Annotated in this window: 23 protein-coding genes; 14 read left to right on the top strand and 9 right to left on the bottom strand. The window is 61.1% G+C overall.

Features of this window, described 5'->3' with window-relative positions; all coding sequences use genetic code 11:
- Positions 1-65 precede the first annotated feature (65 nt).
- The 6 genes from RSD66_RS04275 to RSD66_RS04250 form a co-directional block, all read right to left on the bottom strand.
- Complete coding sequence (locus RSD66_RS04275; RefSeq protein WP_415289131.1) at positions 66-1,049, bottom strand: FecR family protein; 984 nt, start codon at positions 1,047-1,049, stop codon at positions 66-68.
- 15 nt (positions 1,050-1,064) lie between these two features.
- On the bottom strand, positions 1,065-1,736 hold the full coding sequence (locus tag RSD66_RS04270; protein WP_415289130.1) for an RNA polymerase sigma factor: 672 nt from the start codon (positions 1,734-1,736) through the stop codon (positions 1,065-1,067).
- A gap of 290 nt (positions 1,737-2,026) precedes the next feature.
- Complete coding sequence (locus RSD66_RS04265) at positions 2,027-2,941, bottom strand: HEPN domain-containing protein (protein ID WP_415289129.1); 915 nt, start codon at positions 2,939-2,941, stop codon at positions 2,027-2,029.
- Positions 2,938-4,908: a recombinase family protein gene (locus tag RSD66_RS04260; RefSeq protein WP_415289128.1), complete on the bottom strand. Its 1,971-nt coding sequence runs from the start codon at positions 4,906-4,908 to the stop codon at positions 2,938-2,940. Before RSD66_RS04260 ends, RSD66_RS04265 begins: the two co-directional genes overlap by 4 nt.
- A 12-nt stretch (positions 4,909-4,920) precedes the next feature.
- Complete coding sequence (locus tag RSD66_RS04255) at positions 4,921-5,061, bottom strand: hypothetical protein (RefSeq protein ID WP_415289127.1); 141 nt, start codon at positions 5,059-5,061, stop codon at positions 4,921-4,923.
- A gap of 337 nt (positions 5,062-5,398) precedes the next feature.
- Positions 5,399-5,671, bottom strand: a complete 273-nt coding sequence (locus RSD66_RS04250; protein WP_415289126.1) for an RNA polymerase sigma factor — start codon at positions 5,669-5,671, stop codon at positions 5,399-5,401.
- Between the two features lie 62 nt (positions 5,672-5,733).
- Here RSD66_RS04250 and RSD66_RS04245 point away from each other — a divergent pair, with 62 nt between their 5' ends.
- The 9 genes from RSD66_RS04245 to RSD66_RS04205 all read left to right on the top strand — a co-directional run bounded on the left by RSD66_RS04245 (position 5,734) and on the right by RSD66_RS04205 (position 16,024).
- Entirely contained in the window at positions 5,734-5,985 is a 252-nt protein-coding gene (locus tag RSD66_RS04245; protein WP_415289125.1) for a hypothetical protein, read from the top strand.
- 1,229 nt (positions 5,986-7,214) lie between these two features.
- Positions 7,215-8,363, top strand: a complete 1,149-nt coding sequence (locus RSD66_RS04240) for a DNA-methyltransferase (RefSeq protein WP_415289124.1) — start codon at positions 7,215-7,217, stop codon at positions 8,361-8,363.
- Positions 8,338-8,973 carry a hypothetical protein gene (locus RSD66_RS04235; RefSeq protein WP_415289123.1) on the top strand — a complete coding sequence of 212 codons (636 nt, stop codon included), beginning with the start codon at positions 8,338-8,340 and terminating at the stop codon, positions 8,971-8,973. The genes RSD66_RS04240 and RSD66_RS04235 overlap by 26 nt, the downstream gene beginning before the upstream one ends.
- Positions 8,973-10,001: an McrB family protein gene (locus tag RSD66_RS04230; RefSeq protein WP_415289122.1), complete on the top strand. Its 1,029-nt coding sequence runs from the start codon at positions 8,973-8,975 to the stop codon at positions 9,999-10,001. The genes RSD66_RS04235 and RSD66_RS04230 overlap by 1 nt, the downstream gene beginning before the upstream one ends.
- A gap of 71 nt (positions 10,002-10,072) precedes the next feature.
- On the top strand, positions 10,073-11,362 hold the full coding sequence (locus RSD66_RS04225) for a 5-methylcytosine restriction system specificity protein McrC (protein WP_415289121.1): 1,290 nt from the start codon (positions 10,073-10,075) through the stop codon (positions 11,360-11,362).
- 99 nt (positions 11,363-11,461) lie between these two features.
- On the top strand, positions 11,462-11,803 hold the full coding sequence (locus RSD66_RS04220) for a hypothetical protein (RefSeq protein ID WP_415289120.1): 342 nt from the start codon (positions 11,462-11,464) through the stop codon (positions 11,801-11,803).
- 66 nt (positions 11,804-11,869) lie between these two features.
- Entirely contained in the window at positions 11,870-13,249 is a 1,380-nt protein-coding gene (locus tag RSD66_RS04215) for a hypothetical protein (RefSeq protein WP_415289119.1), read from the top strand.
- 363 nt (positions 13,250-13,612) lie between these two features.
- Positions 13,613-15,217: an ATP-binding protein gene (locus RSD66_RS04210; protein ID WP_415289118.1), complete on the top strand. Its 1,605-nt coding sequence runs from the start codon at positions 13,613-13,615 to the stop codon at positions 15,215-15,217.
- An 81-nt stretch (positions 15,218-15,298) separates the two neighbouring features.
- Positions 15,299-16,024: a DUF6538 domain-containing protein gene (locus RSD66_RS04205; protein WP_415289117.1), complete on the top strand. Its 726-nt coding sequence runs from the start codon at positions 15,299-15,301 to the stop codon at positions 16,022-16,024.
- Here RSD66_RS04205 and RSD66_RS04200 read toward each other — a convergent pair.
- Positions 15,910-16,314, bottom strand: coding sequence for a recombinase family protein (locus RSD66_RS04200; protein ID WP_415289116.1), 405 nt, complete (start codon positions 16,312-16,314; stop codon positions 15,910-15,912). The two genes, RSD66_RS04205 and RSD66_RS04200, sit on opposite strands and share 115 nt — an antisense overlap.
- 74 nt (positions 16,315-16,388) lie before the next feature.
- Between RSD66_RS04200 and RSD66_RS04195 the strand changes: the two genes are divergently transcribed.
- From RSD66_RS04195 to RSD66_RS04185, 3 genes are all read left to right on the top strand, one after another.
- Entirely contained in the window at positions 16,389-16,943 is a 555-nt protein-coding gene (locus tag RSD66_RS04195) for a hypothetical protein (protein WP_415289115.1), read from the top strand.
- Positions 16,944-17,041: 98 nt separating this feature from the next.
- Complete coding sequence (locus RSD66_RS04190) at positions 17,042-17,200, top strand: hypothetical protein (protein ID WP_415289114.1); 159 nt, start codon at positions 17,042-17,044, stop codon at positions 17,198-17,200.
- Positions 17,201-17,328: 128 nt separating this feature from the next.
- Entirely contained in the window at positions 17,329-17,562 is a 234-nt protein-coding gene (locus RSD66_RS04185) for a hypothetical protein (protein ID WP_415289113.1), read from the top strand.
- A gap of 39 nt (positions 17,563-17,601) precedes the next feature.
- Here RSD66_RS04185 and RSD66_RS04180 read toward each other — a convergent pair whose 3' ends face one another.
- The gene (locus tag RSD66_RS04180) at positions 17,602-18,033 is read right to left on the bottom strand and encodes a hypothetical protein (RefSeq protein ID WP_415289112.1); all 432 of its coding nucleotides are present in this window, start codon (positions 18,031-18,033) and stop codon (positions 17,602-17,604) included.
- 194 nt (positions 18,034-18,227) lie between these two features.
- Between RSD66_RS04180 and RSD66_RS04175 the strand changes: the two genes are divergently transcribed.
- A complete protein-coding gene (locus RSD66_RS04175; protein ID WP_415289111.1) occupies positions 18,228-18,839 on the top strand; it encodes a recombinase family protein in 612 nt (203 codons plus the stop codon).
- On the opposite strand, the gene RSD66_RS04170 is transcribed toward RSD66_RS04175, so the two are convergent.
- Positions 18,836-19,150, bottom strand: coding sequence for a hypothetical protein (locus RSD66_RS04170; protein ID WP_415289110.1), 315 nt, complete (start codon positions 19,148-19,150; stop codon positions 18,836-18,838). The two genes, RSD66_RS04175 and RSD66_RS04170, sit on opposite strands and share 4 nt — an antisense overlap.
- 665 nt (positions 19,151-19,815) lie before the next feature.
- Between RSD66_RS04170 and RSD66_RS04165 the strand changes: the two genes are divergently transcribed.
- Complete coding sequence (locus RSD66_RS04165) at positions 19,816-22,026, top strand: TonB-dependent receptor (protein ID WP_415289109.1); 2,211 nt, start codon at positions 19,816-19,818, stop codon at positions 22,024-22,026.
- Positions 22,027-22,063: the final 37 nt, after the last annotated feature.

The following is a 22,063-nucleotide window of genomic DNA, read 5'->3' as shown; positions in this document are numbered from 1 at the left end:
ACGCAGGATCACGTCGAACAGGAGACGTCGGGGAACCGCCTCATCTGAGCGGCGGGTTGAAAAATTTATCCGCCGAGAGATCGCGGCGAAAGACGCACGCCGCCGTCAGCGGTCGGCTGGGCGCTCAGATCGAACAGATCCGACACCGCGGCGACGAAGGCGTCCCGGTCGCCGGTGACGAAGGCGCCGTTGACCGGCGTATCCGCCGCCGGTCCCGCCGCGAGAACGATCTTGCCGGTCAGGTAGCGGTTGGTCTCCGCCACCGCCTCGCGCAGCGGCGTGTCCTGGAAAACGAGCCGCCCTTCGGACCAGCTCGTGGCCACGGCCGGGTCGACGGAAATGGGAGCCGGATCGGCCTGGAAAGTCTCCACCCGCTGACCCGGCGTCAGCCGCCACGTCCGCGCCGGGGCGTATGAGTCCGCCACCGAAACCGAGCCTTCCACGAGCGTGACGCGGGCGCCCGAGGCTTGCCGGCGCACGTCGAAAACGGTCCCCAGAGCCGTCACCTCCGTACCTCCCGCCTCGACCCGGAACGGTCGCGCCGCGTCGCGCGCCACCGTGAAGAGCGCCTGTCCCCGCTCGAGCACCACGCGGCGCTCGCCCGCAACATAGCGGACCTTGATCCGCGTGTCGGTATCGAGCTCGACCTGCGTGCCATCGGCGAGCGCGACGACCTCGCGGCCTCCCACGGTCGTCTGGTGGACCCCGCGCGCCGGAAGCCAGAAGGCGAGCGCCACGGCCGCCGTCAGCGTGCACGCCAGCGCCAGCCCCGCCGGCGCGGCCCAGGTCCGACGGCGCCGCCGGACCCGCCCGCCTGTGTCGGCGAGCGTCGCGCGCGTCAGGGCCTCGATGTCCCCATCGCGCGCCAGACCGCCGGCGCTGCGCCAGATCGCCTCCACCCGGCGGTAGGCTTCGGCGTTCTCGCCGGCCTGCCTCCAGATTCTGAAGGCGGCGAGGGTCTCGGCGGATAGGGGCGGTTCGCCGAGTCGCACGTGCCACTCGGCCGCTTCACGGTCCTCGACGCTCAGGGCGTCCTGCGGGTCGCTCATGGCGTTCCCCATCGACTACAGCCGCAGCCGGGCTGCACAGTGTTCGAGCGCCTTTCGCATCCGCCATTGGACCGTGGTCAAGGGGATATCCAGACGTTCGCTGATCTCTTGATACTCCAGATGCGCGAAACGGCTCAAGACGAATACCGCGCGCAGGTCCGGCGGCATGGCGAGCAAGATCTGCTTCAGCGCGACGGCGTCGACCTGGGACGCAGGCTCGATCGCAGGGTTGCTGTCGACCGGGTCGGCGAGCGTCAAGGACCCGGGCGCGCGTCGGCGCCGACGGTCGCCGTCGATGACGAGATTCCTGACGATCGTCAGCAGAAGCGCCCGGGGGTGTCGGACCAGGCCGCGCCGGCTATAGGCCTCGGCGCGGATCCAGGCTTCCTGGACAAGGTCCTCGGTCTCGTCGCCGAAGCGGCGCCGCAGGCGCGCCGTCAGCCAGCCGGAATGGGCGCGATACAGGTCGTGCAGGCCGTTTGCGACCGCCTTGTCCCCCACCCCTCCTGTTCGATCCGACACGGGCTCGCCTCCAGCTGGCGAGGCGAGCCCGGCCGAAGCACCGGGTGTTGAGATCATGCTTGAGGCATGCGTCGACGCCTTTAGCCCGAAGGCCTGGACATACGCGCCGGCCACGCCGCTGCCGCGGAGCGAGGATGTGTTGATCGTCTCAAGCGAGGTTCTCACGCCTCGACGCCGTCCGAGGACGGCGCAACAGAAGCTTGAATCAAGCGCGCGGGGTTTGCAAGCACGCCTCTTCGACAGCTGACGCCCACCGATCAACAGTTCTCTGTCATCCGGATTCCGTCCATCGGAAAGGTGCGAGGCGGCGAACCGAGACAATCATGCGAGGTTTTCCGGAAACCTCGCATGGGGCAAATATCGACAGGCGGTGGAGGTTGAGCCTCCAGAGCCGGCGCAACAGTCGTTCGCATAATCCGCTGGGCCGGAGCCGTCGCCGGCATCCGCCGGCGCCCCTAACCGCCAGCCGCCGCCTTCAGGCTTCCGATACGTTCCCGACAGGTCTCGGCCACGAGATCGCGGAGGCGACGCGCGCTAGCTGCGATCTGGTCCAGATCCTCCACGGTCACGTCGTACTGATCGGAATATCGCGCCTCCACATAAGCGCGCTTCAACATCTCAAAGCGCCGTTTGTCGAGGCGATGCTCGCGCGGCCAGGCGCTGATCAAGCGCTTGTCGACATCCTCCGCGAGGGAGCGCAGGAATTTGATGTTGTGAGAGCGCGGGAAATAGAAGGTGTGCACGAGGAGGAAGCAGATGTATGCGCGCTCGACAGCTTGATGGAGATTGTACGCGGCATCATTTCGCTTCCCCGAATTCATGCAGAACTCTGCAATCTCCAGCGAGTCGACAATCTTAGGCATCCAATGAGCGAAGTAGCGGTCGGCCATGGCAGCTGCGTCGTCGGGTGTCATCGGTTTGGGCACGGCGAGCGGGTGGCCGGGCAGCTCGTAGAGCATGACCCCGTCGCGCACGATGTCGGTCCAAAAGTACTCGCCGCGGCCAAGGGCCTGGTTCACCTCCGCGAGGTCGTGAACGATGATGTTCACGATGCGGCCGATTGAGGGGTCGCGGGAAATCCTGTTCTCGGCTTCCCACCAATAGTCGGCGATGTCGGTCAGTTTCGGGTGGCTGACGATCACGAGAAGATCGAAGTCAGACAGATAGCCGTTGTCCGGCTCGTCGACCCAGTCGTCGCGGGCGTAGCAGCCGAACAGGATGATCTTGAGAACTTTCCCGTTTCTGCGCCAGTCCGACGTCCCTCCGGCTCCTTTTCGGAGCGCGGCCTCAAACTCCTCCAGAATGGTTGTGCGGATGCAGGCGAGCTCCTGCTGCTGTCTCTCGGGAAGATGATCGAGGCCGCGCTTCATGAATCGAGTCTAGCCCAAATCCCGCAACTTTCGAGGTTTATCGGTCCGGTCCGTAATCCGTCCCGGGGCGAAGCACCGCCAGACGGCCTAAGAGGGTGCGCCGGGCGTTGAGAACATGTGAGATTCGCATGCGCCCACGCCTTTAGCCGCAGCCTGGACATACGCGTGGGCCGCACCGGGCCCGTCAGATATGCCGCGTCTGGGCGGCTGCGTCGAGACATACTGGCGTCTTTTCGCCCTATCCGGCTGATGCGACGACTCACCTGCTGCATGGAAAGGCGCGACGCTGACTGCTGGACGTTCGAATCCTGTCGGGCGCGCCACTTCGGTTTAAAACCGAGAACTCCGCCAGCGGCGGCGTAATTCCCACCATCACTGGACGCTAGGGCCCGGAGAAGCTCGGTTCTCGAGCCGATGATGCGCGCTTCGGTCTTGCTGATGACCTCCACGCGTTGCGTGAGGGCGCGCAGGTGATCCCGACGATAGCCGCTTGTGCGATCCCGCAGTTTACGCCGCGCGGCGGTGGCGAACCGCGCCAAGGCGTCCGACGTGATCGTGGGCGCCAACCGCTCCACTGAGGCGCTGATCCGATCGGCGTCCGCCCTTGCCTGATCGCGGATGCTGGAGAGTTCGGCGACGCGATCCTTCAGCGAAGCGTCGTCCGGCGACAGCAGACCGTTCTCGATAGCCTCGTAGAGCCGATTAAGCTTGGCCTCGGCCTCGGTGGCGCGCTTGCGCATCTCTGCGATATGGCTGCGCCGTTGGTCAGCCCATTCCTCCCGCCGATCCAAAAGCTGCTCCATCAGCGTGGCAAGTCTGTCCGGATCGAGCAGCCGGGTTTCCAGGTGGTCGATAATGGCGTCGTCCAGCTTGTCCATAGGGACGGCCAAGCCAGTGCAGCCCGCCTCGCCCATGCGAGCCTTGGTCGAACAGGCGTAGTAGCGATACTGGCCGCCCGCCTGGCCTTTCCCTGTCCTCAGGGTCATCGCGCCGCCGCAGAATCCGCAGAAGCAGATGCCCGTCAGCAGGTTTGGCCCGCTCGAGACGCGCGGCGGCGTCCACTTGGGGTTCCGCGACGCCAGGCGCACCCGGACCGCCTCGTAGTCTGCCTTCGACACGATGGGCGGCACCGACATCACGGCGTGCTCAGACTCTGGCTTCGGCGTCCTGGTCTTGTGGTCGCGGGTGTTGAACCGGTGCTCGCCCACATAGGTCGAGCGGGTCAGGATCTGATGAACGGCGCTGATGCCCCAGCGCCCCCCGTCCCGCGTGCGGATGTTCTGATCGTTGAGCCGCGTGGCGATGGTCTTCAGCCCCATCGGTCCCTGCGAGCCGTCGCCGGTCAGCGCCCAGCGATAGATGGTCCGAACCGTCTCGGCCTGAAGCGGGTCGATCTCCAGCGTCTTCTTGATCTTGGCCTCACGCTGCTCGGCCGCGACGATGCGGTAGCCGATGGGCGGACGCGCGCCGTTCCAGAAGCCCTGACGGGCGTTCTCCTTCATAGCCCGCAGGGTGTGCTTGGCATTCTCGCGGGATTGATACTCGTCGAAGAGCGTCATGATTTGTCGCATCATCACGCTCATAGGGTCGTCGCCCAGTTCCTGGGTGATCGAGACCAGACGCACGCCGTTCTTCGCCAGCTTCCGCACATAGAACTCGAACTGGAACTGATCGCGGAAGAACCGCGAGAAGCTGTGCACCACGATGATGTCGAAGGCGGGCGGCTTGATCAGCGCGGCCTCGATCATGGACTGGAAGGATGGCCGCCGATCGTCGGTGGCGGTGTTGCCCGGCTCGACATACTCCGCCGTCGTCTCCCATCCCTTGCTCTCGCAGTAGGCTTCAAGTTGACGGCGCTGATCGGGGATCGACAGATCGTTGACGGCCTGTCGTCCGGTCGAGACCCGAAGATAGAGGGCGGCGCGGCTCTGGAGGCCTGCTGTCGTGGCAATAAATTTGCGGCTCATGCCCTGCTCCTCTCAGAGGCGCGGACCCAGAATCTCGTCGAGCACCTCGCCAAGCCACGCCTCCACCGCCAGAAGCTCCGCCGGGGTGATCGGGAGATCATCGGGCCAGGTGTCGGTGACGCGGACGGCCGACTGTACGCCAACTCGCCGCACTGGCGGAGTCCGGCGCCGATGCGCCACGGGCTCTGATGACGGCTGGACGTACATAGCCAGCAAGCTGTCCGCTCCATAAGAGCGCGCATATTCGTAACCTCTCCCTCGCAAATCTCCGGAGGCCGCTTTCTCGCAAAGCGGATCGATCCCTCGATCCATGTCAGGCCCCCAGCGGCAGCGGCCGACCGGGTCAACGCCTGCGGCGCCCGCCGCAGCCCGCAGGGCGCGAAGCGGGGTTGAAGCGGGCGGACGGCGCTGCTCCTCACCACGCAATGACGGTCAATACGGCCAAGCCTGTCAGACAATGCCGGCGCAAAGCCTATCCTGCCCTAGACCCTCATTGCCGTTCAGAAGGCTCACAATCGCCCCCCTCATCGACGGCTCGGCCCAAGCGAACGAGCGCCTCCGCGAGGCGCGTTTGGACCGCCTGCTGGTCGATACCCAGATGCTCGACGATCTGCTCCAGGGACATTCCGGCGAAGCGATGGAGAACGAAGACGTCGCGACAAGCGCGTGGCAGTCGGCGGATCGCCCGGACGAGAACCCGGCGCTGGCGTTCTTCGGCTGATCGATGAGGACGCCGTCGGAGCAGCGAGGGCCAACACCTCATGGGTTCGCCTCACATTCCACCCCGATGGCGACGTCCACTGCGCTGAGGAGGTCGCAGATGACTTGATCGATCGCGTCGGGCGGCAGTGGCAGTTCCGGATTGCATATACCGGAGCGCAGGGCGCCGGAGGCGTAGAGAGGGCCGAGCACAGCAGCGAGTTCGGCGACGCCGTCTGGGATGCCTTGAAACCCGAGCATCCGGACGCACCGAAGCGCCTTGGTAAGATCGTGACGGAGATGGGTGCGATTCCAGTCATCGGAGAGCCCACGATGGAGCAGGTAGGCTTTGAGGCCGAGTTCTATGGCGATGGCTGAATGGTAGGCCGATCGGACGCCGACACGGTCATCATCGGTCCAGGCCATAGCGTGGAAGACGCGGGCGTTTTGGGCGAAGGCCCGCGCAAGGTGGAGGTCGGGATTGCGTTGCCAGGTCCTCATGACGCCGCGCTCGCTGAGCCCAGTGTCGCTTCCCCGCGAGGAGGAATCGCACGTCTTTGGGTATCCTGGTGGTCAGGCATGCGTGACCTCCCGCGCAGCCGCCCGGTCGCTCAGATCATGCTGAACGGTGGAGTTTGATGGAATTTCCCCTACACTCCACCGAATTTCTGCGACGAAGTCAACGAAATTCCGTCACCGAAGGAGGAATTTCGATCATGCTGGAGCCTAGCCAGGTCAGGATGGCGCGCGCCGGGCTGAAGATTAGCGTGAGGCAGCTGTCCGTACTGTCAGGCGTGGCCGACTCGACCATTCTGCGGTTTGAGAGCGGAAAAGGGGCGATCCTCACCACCAATATGGCTCGTATCCAGCAGGCCCTTGAACAGGCTGGCGTAGTTTTTGTCTCGCCGGACTCCAATGGTGGGCCAGGCGTTCGCATGAGAGGCTAGGCGTGGCCGGAACGGACTGGCGAATGGTGGTGGGATGAAATATCCGCGAACGTTGCGGGCTCCTCAACCTCAAACCCTGATTGCGGAATGATTGCCACCGTACGAAGCGCCACGTCGACTGGAACGGACGGACGTCGGGACTGCCGAGATAACGCCCGTCAATGTTCTCGATTTCGAGACTTTAACTCTATTCAGCGCACCCCTGCCGATTAGGCCCCTGCTGGATCGACTGGAGATGTTTGCAAAGGCGCGACAGCAGTGGGCCTGGCGCTGGTGGGAGGATCGCGCAGGATTTCTAAAGCGGATTTCGAACCGCTCCTGAGCTGGGCGAAGAATTCCGCGGAGAGGTCGGCGAAGTCCGTTTGAGAATGTGCTGAAAATCGAACGCATTTCGTATGCAAAAAACAATCCACCTTCACATGGCGCTTTGGTGAGCCGAAGGGCTGCCGATGACAATGCCCTAGCGTGCACGAGCGCAGCATGTGACAGCGGTCGGCACGGGGAGCCCTGCCTTTGACTTTTACGGTCAAAATGTTCATGCTTTGTTTTGGGCTCGACGATTCCTTTAAATCGTGCCATTTACAGATTGTAGGTCACGCCGCTCGCCTTCATTAGGGTTGAGCAGTAAATCAGTTGCCTACCGATTTCGGAGCAGTGCAAATGCCGAAACCGGCCATGACTTCACATCGATCGCCGTCACCGACGAACTCCGGCCTGGCCAGCGAGAACGTTGACGGGGACGAGCGGTGCCTTCTTCCGACCTTTACGAAAAAGATCGCTGGCGACGCACGGCATGTGCCCTTGAATGCGGCTGAAGCCGATGTGGTCATCACGTCACCGCCTTACTGGTTGAAACGCGATTACGGTGTTGAGGGACAGATCGGACAAGAAGCCACCGCCGAAGGGTTTGTCGGCAGCTTGGTCGATTGCATGGAAAATTGGAAAGCAATACTGCCAAAGTGGGGGTCAGTATTCATCAATATCGGCGACACTTATCACAAAGGGTCGCTGGCGAACACGCCCGGGCGGCTGGAGTTTGCTGCGCACAATGCAGGCTGGACAGTGCGCAATCGCATTATCTGGGTTAAGGACGCCGGGATGCCCGATCCCGCCAAAGATCGACTTAAAAGTCGACATGAGTATATCATCCATTTCACGCAGCAGCGACGAGATTACTATTACGACCAGTACGGATATGCTGAAAAGTATGGAAATGGTACCGGTCCCAGCGATGTCTGGCAGATCGGTCTGCGCCGGAATGTTAGCGATCACCTCGCGCCTTATCCTGAAGAGTTGGTCGATCGGATCATCACGCTCGCCTGCCCTGAACAGGTCTGTGTTCATTGCGGTAAGCCGCGCCGTCGCATTGTAGAGCGCACAGCGGAGCTTGATCCCTCCAGGCCGCAAGCTAAACGCGCAATGGAATTGGCCAAGCAGCACGGCCTGACGGACGCGCATATTGCCGCCATACAGGCCACGGGCATCTCCGATGCCGGTAAGGCTATGAAGACGCAGACAGGAACAGGCCGCAATTCGGCTTCGGTGCGCAAACTGGCGGCGGAAGCGAAACTCGCTTTGGGCGGTTATTTCCGTGAGTTCACCTTCGCCAAGCGGCGGGCAGTGGGCTGGAGCGATTGCGGATGCAAGGGTCCGTTTCGTCCGGGTATCGTGCTTGACCCGTTCATGGGGACAGGAACCACGCTGCGCGCGGCTGCGAGTGCAGGAAGAAGCGCAATCGGTGTAGATTTGGCGCTAGAGAGTGATTCTAAAGGATCAAAGCGCCGTGGCGGACGAGGCAAAAAAGCCTGATCTATACGTGTTCAGCGTCAACGCTGTTCGGAGATCGATTGATTCATTACTGAAAAATAAGAATCACGAGCACGTTCCCGGATACCTTGCCATCTTGCGGTCGCAAAAGAAAAGAGCTGGAAGTCCCTCGCAAATCAGCGATATTGTTGATGTTTATGATCGATATCTGAAGGTACTAGATGTCGAGAAGGAGCGTCCGTACTTGAGGCCGTTCGTGTCGCGAGGCAGAAACATCTGGTTCAATGACAATGTCTCGGGCTCGTACGCGCCGAGCAATGTTAAGGCAGACCCTGGTCCCTTCTTTCGCGTTGTCGACGTTGCAGGCAGCGGGCTCAACACGACGTATACACTGCCGGCCGATCACGCGGCGCGCGCATCTCAACACCTTCTCCGGGGCCACAAGCTGCCAATCACGGCACTGACTTCCTTCATGTATCGGGACTATGGGTTTGAGCTGGATGCGCCTTCGGTGGCATCCGCTGTCGCCGCATTTCGTGATGAATTTTGTTTGCGCGCCAAGGATAGCGCTGAGGCCGCCGTGTTCGACGCGCTGTTTTATGATGATGCCGCCGACTTTGCGGCCCAGGACCTTGAGCTTCTACAAGGGTGATGATGGACAGCGTGACACAGGACAGAGTGCGGCCGCTGTCTGCTACGCAGCTTGGGCTCGATACTCATCAACCCGAAGCGCCGATCTCGGTTGCTGCGACTAATCTCGAAGATAAGGTTGAGCTTCTTCCCGAAAGCAATGCGATCCTCACCGAAGTGCGTGCGGCGCTGGCAATGGGGTTCGCAGGGGTCATCCTATCCGGCCCTCCGGGAACGGGCAAAAGCTATTTCGCGGAACGGATCGCCCGAACCATCGCAGGCGAACCTTCAGCCGTGCGTATCGTGCAATTCCACGCGAGTTATCAGTACGAAGACTTCATGCAGGGCTATGCCCCTGCGGATGATGGCAGCGGGTTTGAGCTGCAAAATAAGGTATTTCCACTCATATGCAAACAGGCCAGTGAGAAGCCGGCAGTTACACATGTCATACTGATCGATGAAATCAGCCGATGCGATGTAGCACGAGTTTTTGGCGAAGCGCTTACCTATCTAGAGCCTGACAAACGCGGGCGGACATTCCATCTGGCCTCAGGCAAAACGCTTATCGTGCCGCCCAATCTCACCATTCTCGCGACAATGAATCCTTGGGATAAGGGCGTGGATGAACTGGATGTGGCGCTCGAACGGCGGTTCGCTCAGATCGACATGCCACCCGATGCCGACGCCTTGCGCGAGATTTTGACCGGGAAGAAGGCGGACCCTGCCTTCATCGACCGCATCGTTACCTTCTTCAAAGCCGTGCAGGCGATCGATGACGAGATGGTCCATCTGGGCCATGCCTATTTCAACAACTGCGTCGATGAAGACAGTGCGCGGCGGGCGTGGACGTTCCGTCTGCTGCCTTTCTTTACGAAAGCATGCAGGCTCGACAAGGAAACTCTGAGCAATATAAGACGGCTCTGGCTGAAGGTTGTCCCGGCGACACATAAAGTCGGCGCGGCGCAGGAAACCTCCGCCGCCGCATTCGACGGACCAGAAGCAAGCGAACAGCCCCCTGTACCGCCTGACAACCCGCAGCCGGGCATCTAGACGTAATGCCTGGCGTCCTTGAAATCAGCGAGCTTTTCAACGGACGTGGGTTTGCGGCGTCGCGGCAGCTTATGCGTACGCCCATCTATGGCGAAGAGCATGAAACTAAGCCGCTGCCGGCCGATATTATTCGTGGCGATGGCACGCTCGATTTGTACGCCGATGTGGGCAAGCTTTTTCGGCCGGTGTTCGATGGCGGCGTCCCCAGCATTCAGTGCGGCGGCTGGGTGGGATATATACCGCTAAATGATCGATACGCGCTGGAAGTTAGTCCGCGCGTGCCGATCGGCAATCTCGAACGCCTGATCGGAATGGCCGCCGGCTACAGCCCCCGTATCCTCGAAAACTACACGCGGCATTTCTCTCACAGTGATGAGCTGCCAGATTCCCTGCTCGACGTGCTGGCCGATCAGTTGCTCAGTGCATTCGACAGGGTCTGGGAAAATGGATTGCTCAAGTCTTACGAACGCAAGCAGCGGATTGGATCTTCCCCCTTCGGCCGAATAGATCCTTTTCAGGCAGCGTGGCGATCGGCGAAGGCAGGTTTTCCTACGGCTGTTTCGAGCGCATTTCACCGCACGACAGATTTCGCGCCCAATAGAATTCTGCGCTTCGGCTTTGAGAAGCTTCTTGCGCGCTATCACGGCAACAAGAGCCAAAGCCAACGGCGTCGAATTCTGCGCATCCGGCAAGCAGTAGGTCGGCTGGAGGACCTAGATAAGCCGTCACGCTTCGATCTTGCTCCGGAGGCAATAGCGCAGACAATTCGCCATTTGCCCATTCAGCATGAGGGATACGCTGACGCACTTATGCTGGCGCAATTGGTCATTTCAGATTCGGGTTTCTCCATACGAGGAAATGATGGGATGGCGATCTTGCCGTCGATCATCATCGATATGGCGAAGGTGTTCGAGACATATGTGCGACGCGTGCTGGCCGAACACTTTAAGGGCGATAACGACATCACGGTGTGGGACGGCAATAATGCAGCTCCTGCGGGTGCTAAGAAGAAGCTGTTCGATCCGATCGAGGCTGGCGTGAAGAATGTCCCCGTCACGCCAGATATCGTCATTGAGGTGAATGGTGCTATTCGGTTGGTCATCGACGCAAAGTATAAGCCCGCACCCAACCAGCCCGAGCGGGATAACGTGAATCAGGTCGTTCTTTATGGCGCACGCTATGGTGCCGAGCGCGTGATGCTGCTGCATGCGGGCCGCGCCGAGAACGAAGCAAGCGTTGCGCTGCTCGGCAAGGTGGGGCCGTATCAGGTTTATAACGGACGCATTAGCCTGAACGCCGCTAACATTGAGGATGAAGAAAGACAGCTGGCCGAGGCGATTCAGACGCTCCTTCGGGCGTAGCTTCTGAGCGAGACAAGCGGCTCGTCGTGGCGATCCTCAGCAAGGATAGGAGATGTCGACGCAATCTGGCGGAGGCCGGACTATAACAGCGGCTTCCACATGGTCGGCGACCCCCACGATGCCTACATGAACGACCCTACTCGGGATTGGTCACCCACCACCCGGATGGCCTATCAGACGACCAAGCGGATCGTGACGGCAATCCTCGGGAAAGACACCCCGATCCGCAGCATCACGCGGACCCAGTGCCGTGAGATGATCGAGGTGCTGCGCTGGCAACCCTGCAACACATCGAAGCTGTTTCCCAAGCTCGGCCCCGTCGAGATCGCGGAAAGGGCGAAAGCCGAGCAGCGCACCGACCTGATCAACGCCGCCAACATAAACGCCTACCTTCAAACTGGGCGGCGTGCTGAACTGGGGGGCGAAGGAGGAGATGCTTGACCGTAATCCTACCCAAGGATTGCGCGTGCCCGACCCGATTGCTCTTCGCCTCAAGATTGCCGACCCTTGTCGCGGCGCAAGCTTCATCGTTCAACGTTTGGCACCATGACATCTCCCGACCCAAACTGGATCGCGCCTCGCACGGGCCACGACTGGCGTGACGAGGACGTGCGCGCCGCGGTCGATTGGCTGAAGGGCTTCGTGCCGGCCAATGAGATGGAAGGCCGGCTTGACGCCCAGCGCGCTCATCTTGCGTCGGCGCTTGAGGCCTGGAAGCGAGGCGAACACGCTGATCCCTTCGATCCATCCGACGCCGCGGCGTGGTGGATCGTCCAGGGCGAGGCCTTCGCCGCCAGTCGCGAGAGTTTCGTACCGGACGCCATGGTTCGGTCTGTTCCCTACCTGAAGCGCCTCGGCCTGGAGTTGGGGCGATTGCGGGCGATACCGGGCGCCGAGGACCGGGCCGCGCGCCTGATGACGGGCGATCGGCGCCAGCCCGAGCCCGGCATCTATGAACTGCTGGTCGCCCTAGCCTGGAACAGGCATGGCTGGGACACCCGGTTCGTACAGGAAATCCGTGGCGGACCGCCGACCCCGGACTTGCATGCCTCTCAGGGCAATCGTCGCTGGGCCATCGAATGCAAGCGCCTCATGCCATCGGCCTACGCCATCAAAGAACGTCAGCTTGGCTTGGCGCTCGCTGCGCCAGTCCATCGCCTGAGGGAGCGCCTAAACACGTCCTTCATCCTGACCGTCGACTTCAAGGTCGAACTTCAGGACGTCCCGCCCGACTATCTGGTGAACCGAGTGGAGACGGCCATTTGCGAAAAGCGGGCGGTCTGGTCCGACGAGGTTTCCGACGGTGCGATCGCCGCGCCGACCTGGCATCTGGCGCGCCGCGTCATGGCCCATGACGACGTGTTCTACGGTTCGAGCCGGATGATCGAACTGGTCTCCGGCAACTACAATCACGAAGCTGACCACAGCTTCTCGGCCCGGTGGCGCCCGGCGAAGAAGCGGCCTATCTACGCCCATACGCTCTACCGTGTGAGCGTGGTGACCTGGACAAGTTCCTCGCCCGCCGCCATCCGGCACAAGGCCAAGCACTTCCGGCAGGTCGTTGCGAAGGCCGAGCGGCAGCTGCCGGCTGACCGGCCTGGTGTCGTCCACGTCGGCGTCGAGACCATGGGCGGACGCGAGGTGAACACCGTCAGGCACGTTCGAAACATGGTCGAGGCCCACCAGTTCACGCCCGACAATCCGCGCTTCCGCTGGGTCTACGCCAACTACTTGCGCCCTGAACTGACCACGGATCGAAACGAGACCTGGGCGCTGACGGAGTCCATGGCGCCCTACCGCATCGGGCGGCATACAACGCCTTGGCCGCTCCCGGATCACCTTCTCGTCAGCGACGAGACAGTGTCGTCTCCAGGCCTTCGCTTCTGACCGGGGATGCGGGCCGCCCGCGCTCGGCAGGCCTGCCTGAACTACCCTAGGCCGATGAATGTGCCGGCTGGACAAGACCTAGATAGCCCAGCGCTTCGGAAAGAGATGCCTCCAGCCCAGGAACCGAACGCACGAAGTCTGGGTCAGGCAAGCTGGCGACATGTCGTGCCGCCTTGATCTTGGACCCCGTGACGAAGGTGTGCGTGACGTAAATGTCGTAGGCTTTGTCGATGGCCTCGCCTCGGGAAAAAGCTTAGCGCGTCGCGTCCTACCTAACGTTGATCGCAGCCTCGCAACTTCACCGAGAACTATGTTAGCTTAACGGTGAAACTCTGTGGTCGGTTCTGGGCTTTGGGGCGATCAGTGGCAAAGGTCACGCGCAAAACACTCCTGACGACCGTCGATGGGACGCCGAAGAAGCGGCTCTTTCTGTCGATCATCAGCGACTACGATCTGCAGACGGGGGTCTGCGAACTGGTCGACAATGCGATCGACCATTGGCTTTCAAACGGGAAGCAAGCGGGCTTCAGGATAGAGATCACCCTCGACGCGGACCGACAGTTCATCCAGGTGCATGACAATGCCGGGGGAGTGGCGGAGGAGGACGCGGAACTCTTGATCGCCCCTGGTGCGAGCGGCAACGCCCTGGACCATGGGTCGATCGGCATCTTCGGCGTAGGCGGCAAGCGGGCGGGCGTAGCGTTGGGCGAACTGGTAGAGATCAGGACCCGTAGAGGCAACGGTACGAGCATACAGATCGACCTCACCAAGGAGTGGATGGAGAACCCCGACTGGACCCTCGACATCTTCGAGATTCCCGACATCGAGCCCGGGACCACGACCGTAGACATCACAAAGGTGCGCCAGGGGTTCGACGAGGATGACGCGGATGCGCTGCTGGATCGCCTAGGTGAGATATACGCCTGGTTCATCGACGAGGGCTGCGAGATATTCCTCAACGGAACTATGGTCGAGCCTGTCGCGATCGACGCCTGGGCCTATCCGCCGGAGTTCTCCCCCAAGCATGTGGCCTTCCAGATCGAACCGTCTCCCGGCAAGTTTTTGAACGTGGACATCACTGGCGGCTTGATCACCGACCGGATACCCGAAGGCGAAAACTACGGCGTCTACTTCGAATGCAACAATCGGCTTGTCGTGAAGGAGCTGAAGGTTCGGGAGGTCGGTTACTACGTCCCTTCAGAAGCTGGCGTCCCGCACCCTGACGCCTCGCTTGCGCGGGTTGTGGTAAGGTTCACCGGTCCGGCGGAACTCATGCCGTGGAACAGCAGCAAGAGCGGCATCACCTACAGCCATCCGGCGTTCATGGCGGTGCGCGGGCGGATCATCGATTTCATCAGCTACTTCTCGCAGGTGTCCCGCCGCACCAAGCATCAGCGGGACCAGATCATCGCGCAGACCTCTGGCATCATGGAGGAACTGGACCCAGCGCAAGCCAGCTCCGGGCGCAAGAAAATCCTGCCGCGGCCGCCCAGCACCAAGCGTCCGAGCCGGTTCGAGCAGGTGATGGAGGACAACAGCAGGATCGTACGTGACCAGCCTTGGACCCTTGGCCTCGTGGAAGCGATGGGTCTGGTCGATGTCATCGGCGATCAACGCAGGTTCAAGACCCGGAACCGCGCGGCCTTGATGCTCTTAGACAGCAACTTCGAGATCGCGCTCAAGGAATTCATCGTCCACCGCAAGGACCTGTTCCCGGCGCACAAATACACCAATGCCTTCTTGGCGAACCTGATGACCAGTCGGACCAACGTCATCAAGGACGTGGCGTCCAAGGTGACCTTGCCGCAGACGTTGCTGACCAAGGTCAGTCATTACTACGACCTGCGGAATAACCTCACACACCAACGGGCGACCGTGGAGGTGTCCGATCGCGACGTGGAGGACTATCAGAAGGTCATCCAACGGGTGCTGCGGACATTGTTCAAATTAAAGTTTCCGAGCGACTGATTAGGCGTATGTCTCGGCTTTTCACAATCGCAAGCAGCCATTGTTGGCGGAGCTGGATGTCCGGAAGTTGGCTGCTCGCTAATGACCGGGCTTGGCGCTAAGCGGCCCAGCCGACCAAGGCCGAATAGTTCTCGGGATCATCCACGGCGGCGCGCCAGTCCCAACCATATCGTTGAAAACGCTGCGGAATTACCGTCCGCACAACCGTTTCCGCACGATTGCTACACAACCCTGCTACACAATTTACCCAATGATCAGGAGCTAAACCGTTCTGATCATTCAGGAAAACGTCGAAAAGACTGCTACACAAAGCTGCTACACAATGTTCGAACGCATTTGGTCGAACGAGGTGGTGGTCGCATCTACTATCGGCGGCGAGTTCCCGACGCTCTGCGTGGGATTGTCGGCAAGAAGGAGGTCTGGAAATCGTTAGGGACGGACAGCCCAACGGTAGCCAAGCGTCGCGCCTTACGAGTGGCTGCCCAGATCGAGCAGGAATTCGAAATCGCCCGGTCAAAGGTCGGTCTGATCGTCGATCCGATCATGCTCGAAGCATTCGGCGAACCGGCGCCGCTCGCATCGCCGCCAGCCATTGTCGAGACGGAAGCCTCGACCGGCATCACGCTCGGCGATCTCTACGACGCATACATGGATGATCCGACGCGGGATTGGTCGCCAACGACGCGGATGGCCTACCAGGCGACCAAGCGGCTCATGGCACGCTCGAACTCGGCGAAGACGCTCAGCATCTGGAACATCATCCGTCCTGATGGCGTGCTCGTATCGAGGCCCTGCTGGTGGAGATAGAGGTCCACGTTCTTGGCGTGAGCGTCGTTCAGGAAGGACAGGAGGTCGGGCAGAGATCGACCGAGGCGGTCCACGCTCCACGCCATGATCTGCTCGAAATCTCTCCGCGCGACACCTTTCAACAGGGCGTCGAATCCGGGACGCCGATCACGCCCTTTGGCGCCGCTGATGCCTTCATCAGTCAGGACGGTGACGACATCCCAGCCCTGACGCTGGGCGACAGCGTGGAGTTCGAGGAGTTGGTTCTCAACCGTCTGGTTGTCCGTCGAGACACGAGCATAGATCGCCACACGCTTGGTCAGAGCCGCTCTCCTATTGCCGTTACGGGAACGCTTATGGTCTCATGGATCGGCGAGGCGTCAACATGATCGGAGCAGCCATGCCAGCACCCAGAGTTCGCTTCTTCGCCTGCGCAATCTTCTTGATGGGCTTATCCGCATGCGACGCTCGCGTGAGGGAGGCAAAAGAGTTGGTGGCGGACCAGTTGCTCGACCCTGAGTCCGCTGAGTTTCGGAACGTGAAGGCCGAAGGTCCAAGGGTCTGCGGTCAGGTCAACGCTAAGAACCGGATGGGAGGTTATGTTGGCTACGAGGATTTCTTGGTCGGCGAGCGAGGGGTCATTCTGGAAAGCTCTGTGTCGAACTACTTGCTGGCTACCGACCGTGGGCAGTCCGGTGCTGAGGGACTTGTGGGGCATGCCGGTCGCTTCAAGGCCATCGAGCAGGTGACGGGGCAGAAGGCGGACCTTGATCCGTCGATATCACCCAGAGGCTACGCGGGGATGCTGGTTTACTGCGAGTTCCTGAAAGCCAACGCTTCTTGTTCTGGGACGCCAGTCGCTGAGCCTTTGGCTAACGCATGCGCGTTCCTCGCCGAACGGCTCCCCCCAGAGATCGGGTTTTCTGCACCGTCTCTCTGATCTGTTCTGGCAATCATCTCTTTTCCGGGACGACGGCTGAGCCGCTCGGAACGATTCAGAATGCCAATCTCTATGATTTGAGAATGAGAGGACCGATCATGACCGACACGACCGACAGAGCGACCTTGAAAGCGTTGGCCATCGCCGCCGCGATGATCTTCATCCTCTTCGTCGGCTTGTTCGTCGGATACCGCTGGGGCGCCGATGCTGCGCATAAGGCCAATGCCGCAAAACCTTCAGTAACGGCTCCGATCTGATCGAACCGCGCTTTCTGACGGCCACCGGGGAAAAACACTTAGGTAGTTCTACCTAAGCGACGACGCCTTGGCCGTGTTTGCCCACGGCGTAGCTTGAAGTGTTCGTCGAGCGATGTTCATATTCGCCTATGGGGCGATTTCTCGACAGTCTGTTGGAAGCGTCAGCCGCCTACCAAGTTCGGCAGGACGACGATGGCTTCCTGCTGATCGGCAGTCCTGAGTTTGCCGCCGAGTTCAATATCGTCGTGCGCCAAGCCACCGATGACGCAGGCGAGGATTTTGTGGCCTTTCCCATCAGCGATGGCGGCCTCGGCTATAGTCAGATGTTCATCCTCCCGCTGGACGAGATGCCGCCTTCCTAACGACCGGCACCGGTCTGAACTTCTCCCCGTTCTTGGTAGTCAAATTTTTCGAGGGGATCGGCGCAAGGCATCTGTCTCTTGGCGAAGGCGAAGTTGAAGCAGATCGAGTCTCTCCGCCGCAACTTTGAGCGTGTCATGAGTCAGGCGACGGTGTTCGCCGTCTGGGTGTCGGCAGATCACTGCCGGATGGCCATCTATCGGTTCGCAGACGCCGCCGACAAACCCGTGCGCCAGCAAGTTTCTGACATGGGCTGCCCATTCGATCTCCTCATTCCAAACCGCAAGGTCCGATCCGGACTGCCCGCTCACGACGCGCCATAGCTGGATCGTCGGAGCGCGAGGGGAAAGGTTGTGCTCACTCCCTTCCAGCCTTCGCATCATTTCTGCTTCGAGGCGCCCCCACCTCAACATCACCTCTCCCACAGCAGCTATCAGTTCCGCAGCCATTGGATGGCGTTCCGGTTCGACCATTCCGCTCCATATCCTCTCGGAAGCCTACTGCTCGTCCGATCCATGAGCCACGCGCAGCCCGCTGACAAACGAGAATAACGATGAAGGTCGCCCTACGCGCGGCGCCGCTACTGTCCGATCTCGTGCGCCTCGCCGATCCATGAGACCATAAGCGTTCTCGTAACGGCAATAGGAGAGCGGCTCTGACCAAGCGTGTGGCGATCTATGCTCGTGTTTCCACGGCGGATAAGAACCAGACCGTCGAGAACCAGCTTCGCGACCTGCTGGCCGTTGCCGAACGACAAGGCTGGGAAGTTGTCGCTACCTTCACCGACGAAGGCATCAGCGGCGTTCAAGGACGCGACCGGCGCCCCGGCTACGACGCTCTGCTCAAAGGCGTGGCCCGCAAGGACTTCGAGCAGATCATGGCGTGGAGCGTGGACCGCCTTGGCCGCAGCCTGCCTGATCTCGTGGCTTTCCTGAACGACATCCAGTCCAAGTCTGTGGACCTCTATCTCCACCAGCAGGGCCTCGACACTTCGACGCCCAGTGGCCGGATGATGTTCCAGATGTTGGGCGTCTTCGCCGAGTTCGAGCGGGCCATGATCCGTGAGCGCATCATGGCTGGGCTGCGCCGAACGACCAAGAAGAGCGGTCGTAAACCGATGCCGCAGGACCGTGTGGAAGCGATCAGGAAATCGTTGCTGGACGGGACGGGCATCCGCGCTACCGCCCGCCTCCATCGTGCGTCCACGACCACGGTGACGACCATCGCCCGCACGCTGAAGACGGTGGAAGAGGACCGTCAGGAAAGCGTGGCGGCTTAAGCCAGAACCGTTTTCGCCATCACGTGATCGGTTTCCGTTCCGAATACGAACCGCACTTCCACGCCACCGTCGCCCCGTCCGAAGAAGGGAGCCTCAACCGGCTGGATATTGATGCCCACGAGCAGCTGCCTCGCCTCCTCGGCGGCGACCTGCTGGGCGAGCGGCGTAAGGTTGAGCCGCCCAGCATTAAAACCGGCAGCTTCCAGCGCGTTTTCCAGTCGCCGCTCTACGGCAGTGACTTCGGTCGCCTTGATCACATGCGCTAACCGCCTCATCGCTTGCTCCCCAAATCCCTGATCGACCGCCGACAAATACGGTCCTTAGCCGTAGCTATCGCCTATCGCCTATCGCATATCGCCTATCGCCTATCGCCTATCGCCTATCGCCTATCGCCTATCGCCTATCGCCTATCGCAGCGTTGACCTGAGTCGTCTCGATGACGATGGCTGGACGCTCCAAATCAGGAGTGCGGCATGGACAACAAAGTTAGCCACCAGAGGAATCCTGTCGGGCGCGCCCCCCAGGATGAAATGAAAACTATTACCCAGGCGGGCGGGTTCAGAGAACAGCCATGCGGACGATGTCAGTCTCCGCAAACACAGAATCACCCACAGCACCTTCACGTTCAGTTTAGACACTGCCATTTGGACAGCCTCGGCCCCAGCGTAAGCCCGTCTAGTCAGATCGTCGAAGCATGCGCGATCGTTGCGCTAGCCGATCACTTCCTCGCCGTTCGCGTTCGGGCGCATACGCTTGTCGAACTCGGATGTGACAAGCTGGGCCAGCTAACCAATGGAAGAGCAAGAGCATGTTCTCCGAATGTGGGGCGCTAGGCCAACATGATGCAGGTCGAGCACCACCTCCGTATCCATTTGACTTTTTCACAAACTCGCCCCCATCTATCCATTATGGAAAGAGTTTTCAATTAATGAAAAACTTTACCATATCTACGCTTCAGCGTCTGGGGAGAGAACGCATGACGGTTACCGGAAAAAGGCCAACTTATCTGAAGGCGGCGTACACCATCTGGCTCACCTCGTGTTGCGCGGCCGCATTCGCTGGGCCTGCCCAGGCTCAGGCGCCAACGCAGGCTCAAGCGCCGGCGCAGGACGCTTCGGTGCTCGATGAAATCATCGTCACGGCGACGCGGAGAAGCCTTCGCCTCTCCGACGTGCCTCTGAGCATCCAGGCGATCAGCGGCGCCGACCTGGAGCGGCAGGGGGCCGTGAACTTCGCTGACTACGGCAGAACGGTCGCGGGCGTGTCCTTCATCGACGCCGGCCCGGGGCGGTCGCAGATTTTCATTCGCGGCGTCTCAACGGGGGGCGATGTCGATACAGGCAAGGAATCGACCGTCGGGGTCTATATCGACGAAACCCCCGTCACGGAGGGGTCGTCCCAACCCGATCTCAAGCTTTACGACATTGACCACATCGAAGTACTGCGGGGGCCGCAGGGCTCTCTTTACGGCAGCGGCTCCCTGGGCGGCACGGTGCGGGTGCTGACCAAGCAGCCGGACTTCAACGGCTTCGGCGGCTATGTTCAAGCGCTCGGGTCCAGCACGCACGAAGGCGGCTCGAACGGGGCCGTCAATGGGTGGGTAAACCTGCCGATCAACGACAAGCTTGCGCTTCGCGCCGTCGCCTACACGCTTCACAACGACGGGTTCCTCGACAACGGCTTTTCCGGGGCGCGCGACATCAACGACGAAGACACCTACGGCGGTCGACTCGCCCTGCGGTTCCAGCCGACGGAAGCGTTAAATGTCGTGCTCACCGGGCTCTATCAACGCAGCGACATAGGCGCCTACAACCGGGTCACCGATCATTTCCCGGATCTCGTGATCGACCAGAGCGCTCCCGAGCCGTCGATCGACCAGCACAGCATCGTCAATCTCAAGGTCGATTGGAACCTCGGCTTCGCCAAGCTGACGTCCTCGACGTCTCATTTCGATCGCCGGCGCCGCTTCGAGAACGACATCGATTACTTCCTCGAGGCCGGTTTCGGCATTCCACGGGGATACTCGCCATTGACCTATGAGGCGGCCACCACCTCGCAGGAGTTGCGGCTCGCGTCGAATGGGGAAGGTCGTCTCCAGTGGGTGGCCGGCGCCTTCTACCTGAACCGGGACGACGGCTTCAATCAGACGATCAACATTCTGGGCACGCCCCCTGCGGCGACGCCTGGAGGCAACCTCTACTACGCCGACACGCGGCTAAACACCGAGCAAATCGCCGGGTTTGGTGAAGTCAGCTATAACCTTAGCGCCGCCCTGACAGCCACCGTCGGTCTGCGCGTTTCAAAAACAAGCCGCGGCACCCTCGCAGTCAGGGATGGTCCTGCGCTCGGCGGCCGATCGGAGATTCCGGGCGACTTCGACGAGACGTCGACCACGCCCAAGTTCAACCTGTCCTTCAACCCGAACGAAAACAGCCTAGTCTACGTTCAGGCGGCCAAGGGGTTTCGGATCGGCGGGATCAATCCGGGCCTACCCCCGTGCGGGGTCGGCTGCACAGTGTCCGTCGGCGACACATTCGGGTCCGACACGCTTTGGAACTACGAGGCCGGAGCAAAGCTGGACCTGCTGGACCGCCGCCTCAACATCACCGCCGCAGCCTTCTACATCGACTGGACGGACATCCAGTTGAATGTCAGCCGTGGAGACGGCTTCAACGGCTTCATGAACGCCGGCGACGCCACGACGTCAGGATTCGAGATCGAAGCGTCCGGTCGTGTCAGCGAACATCTCCGCCTGGGGGGCCAGGTCACCTTCACAAACGCGCAGCTCGATAACCTGACGCCCGGCGTCATGGACGTCGCCGCCGATGGCGATCGTCTGCCGGACGTAGCGCGATGGAACGCCGCCGCCAATGCGGAATGGGGAGCCGCCGTCTTCGGCGACGGCTATGTCTATCTTCGTGGCGACCTTCAGTATGTCGGCGACCGGGTCAGTTCTCTGGGCGCCGCCTCATTGCCGTTGAAAGCCTACACGCTCGTCAACCTGCGCGTGGGACTGGAGATGGGCGGGTTCGAGGGAGCGATTTTCGTGACCAATCTGGCGGATGAACGGGCCGAGTTGAGCCGGAACCAGGTCGCCGGAGTGCGCGATGGAAGCCCGATCGTCTTCGACCGCTACACCATCAACGTCCCCCGGACGGTGGGCGTCTCCCTGTCACGTCGGTTCTAACGCCTCGAACGCCCCCCTCTTCCGGCCCGTCGGTCCC

The sequence above is a fragment of the Brevundimonas sp. S1H14 genome (assembly GCF_047716865.1).
In the GTDB taxonomy this organism is placed as follows: Bacteria; Pseudomonadota; Alphaproteobacteria; order Caulobacterales; family Caulobacteraceae; genus Brevundimonas; species Brevundimonas naejangsanensis.
Note: the sequence above shows the minus strand (reverse complement) of the source record. Positions and strands in the feature narration are given on the sequence as shown.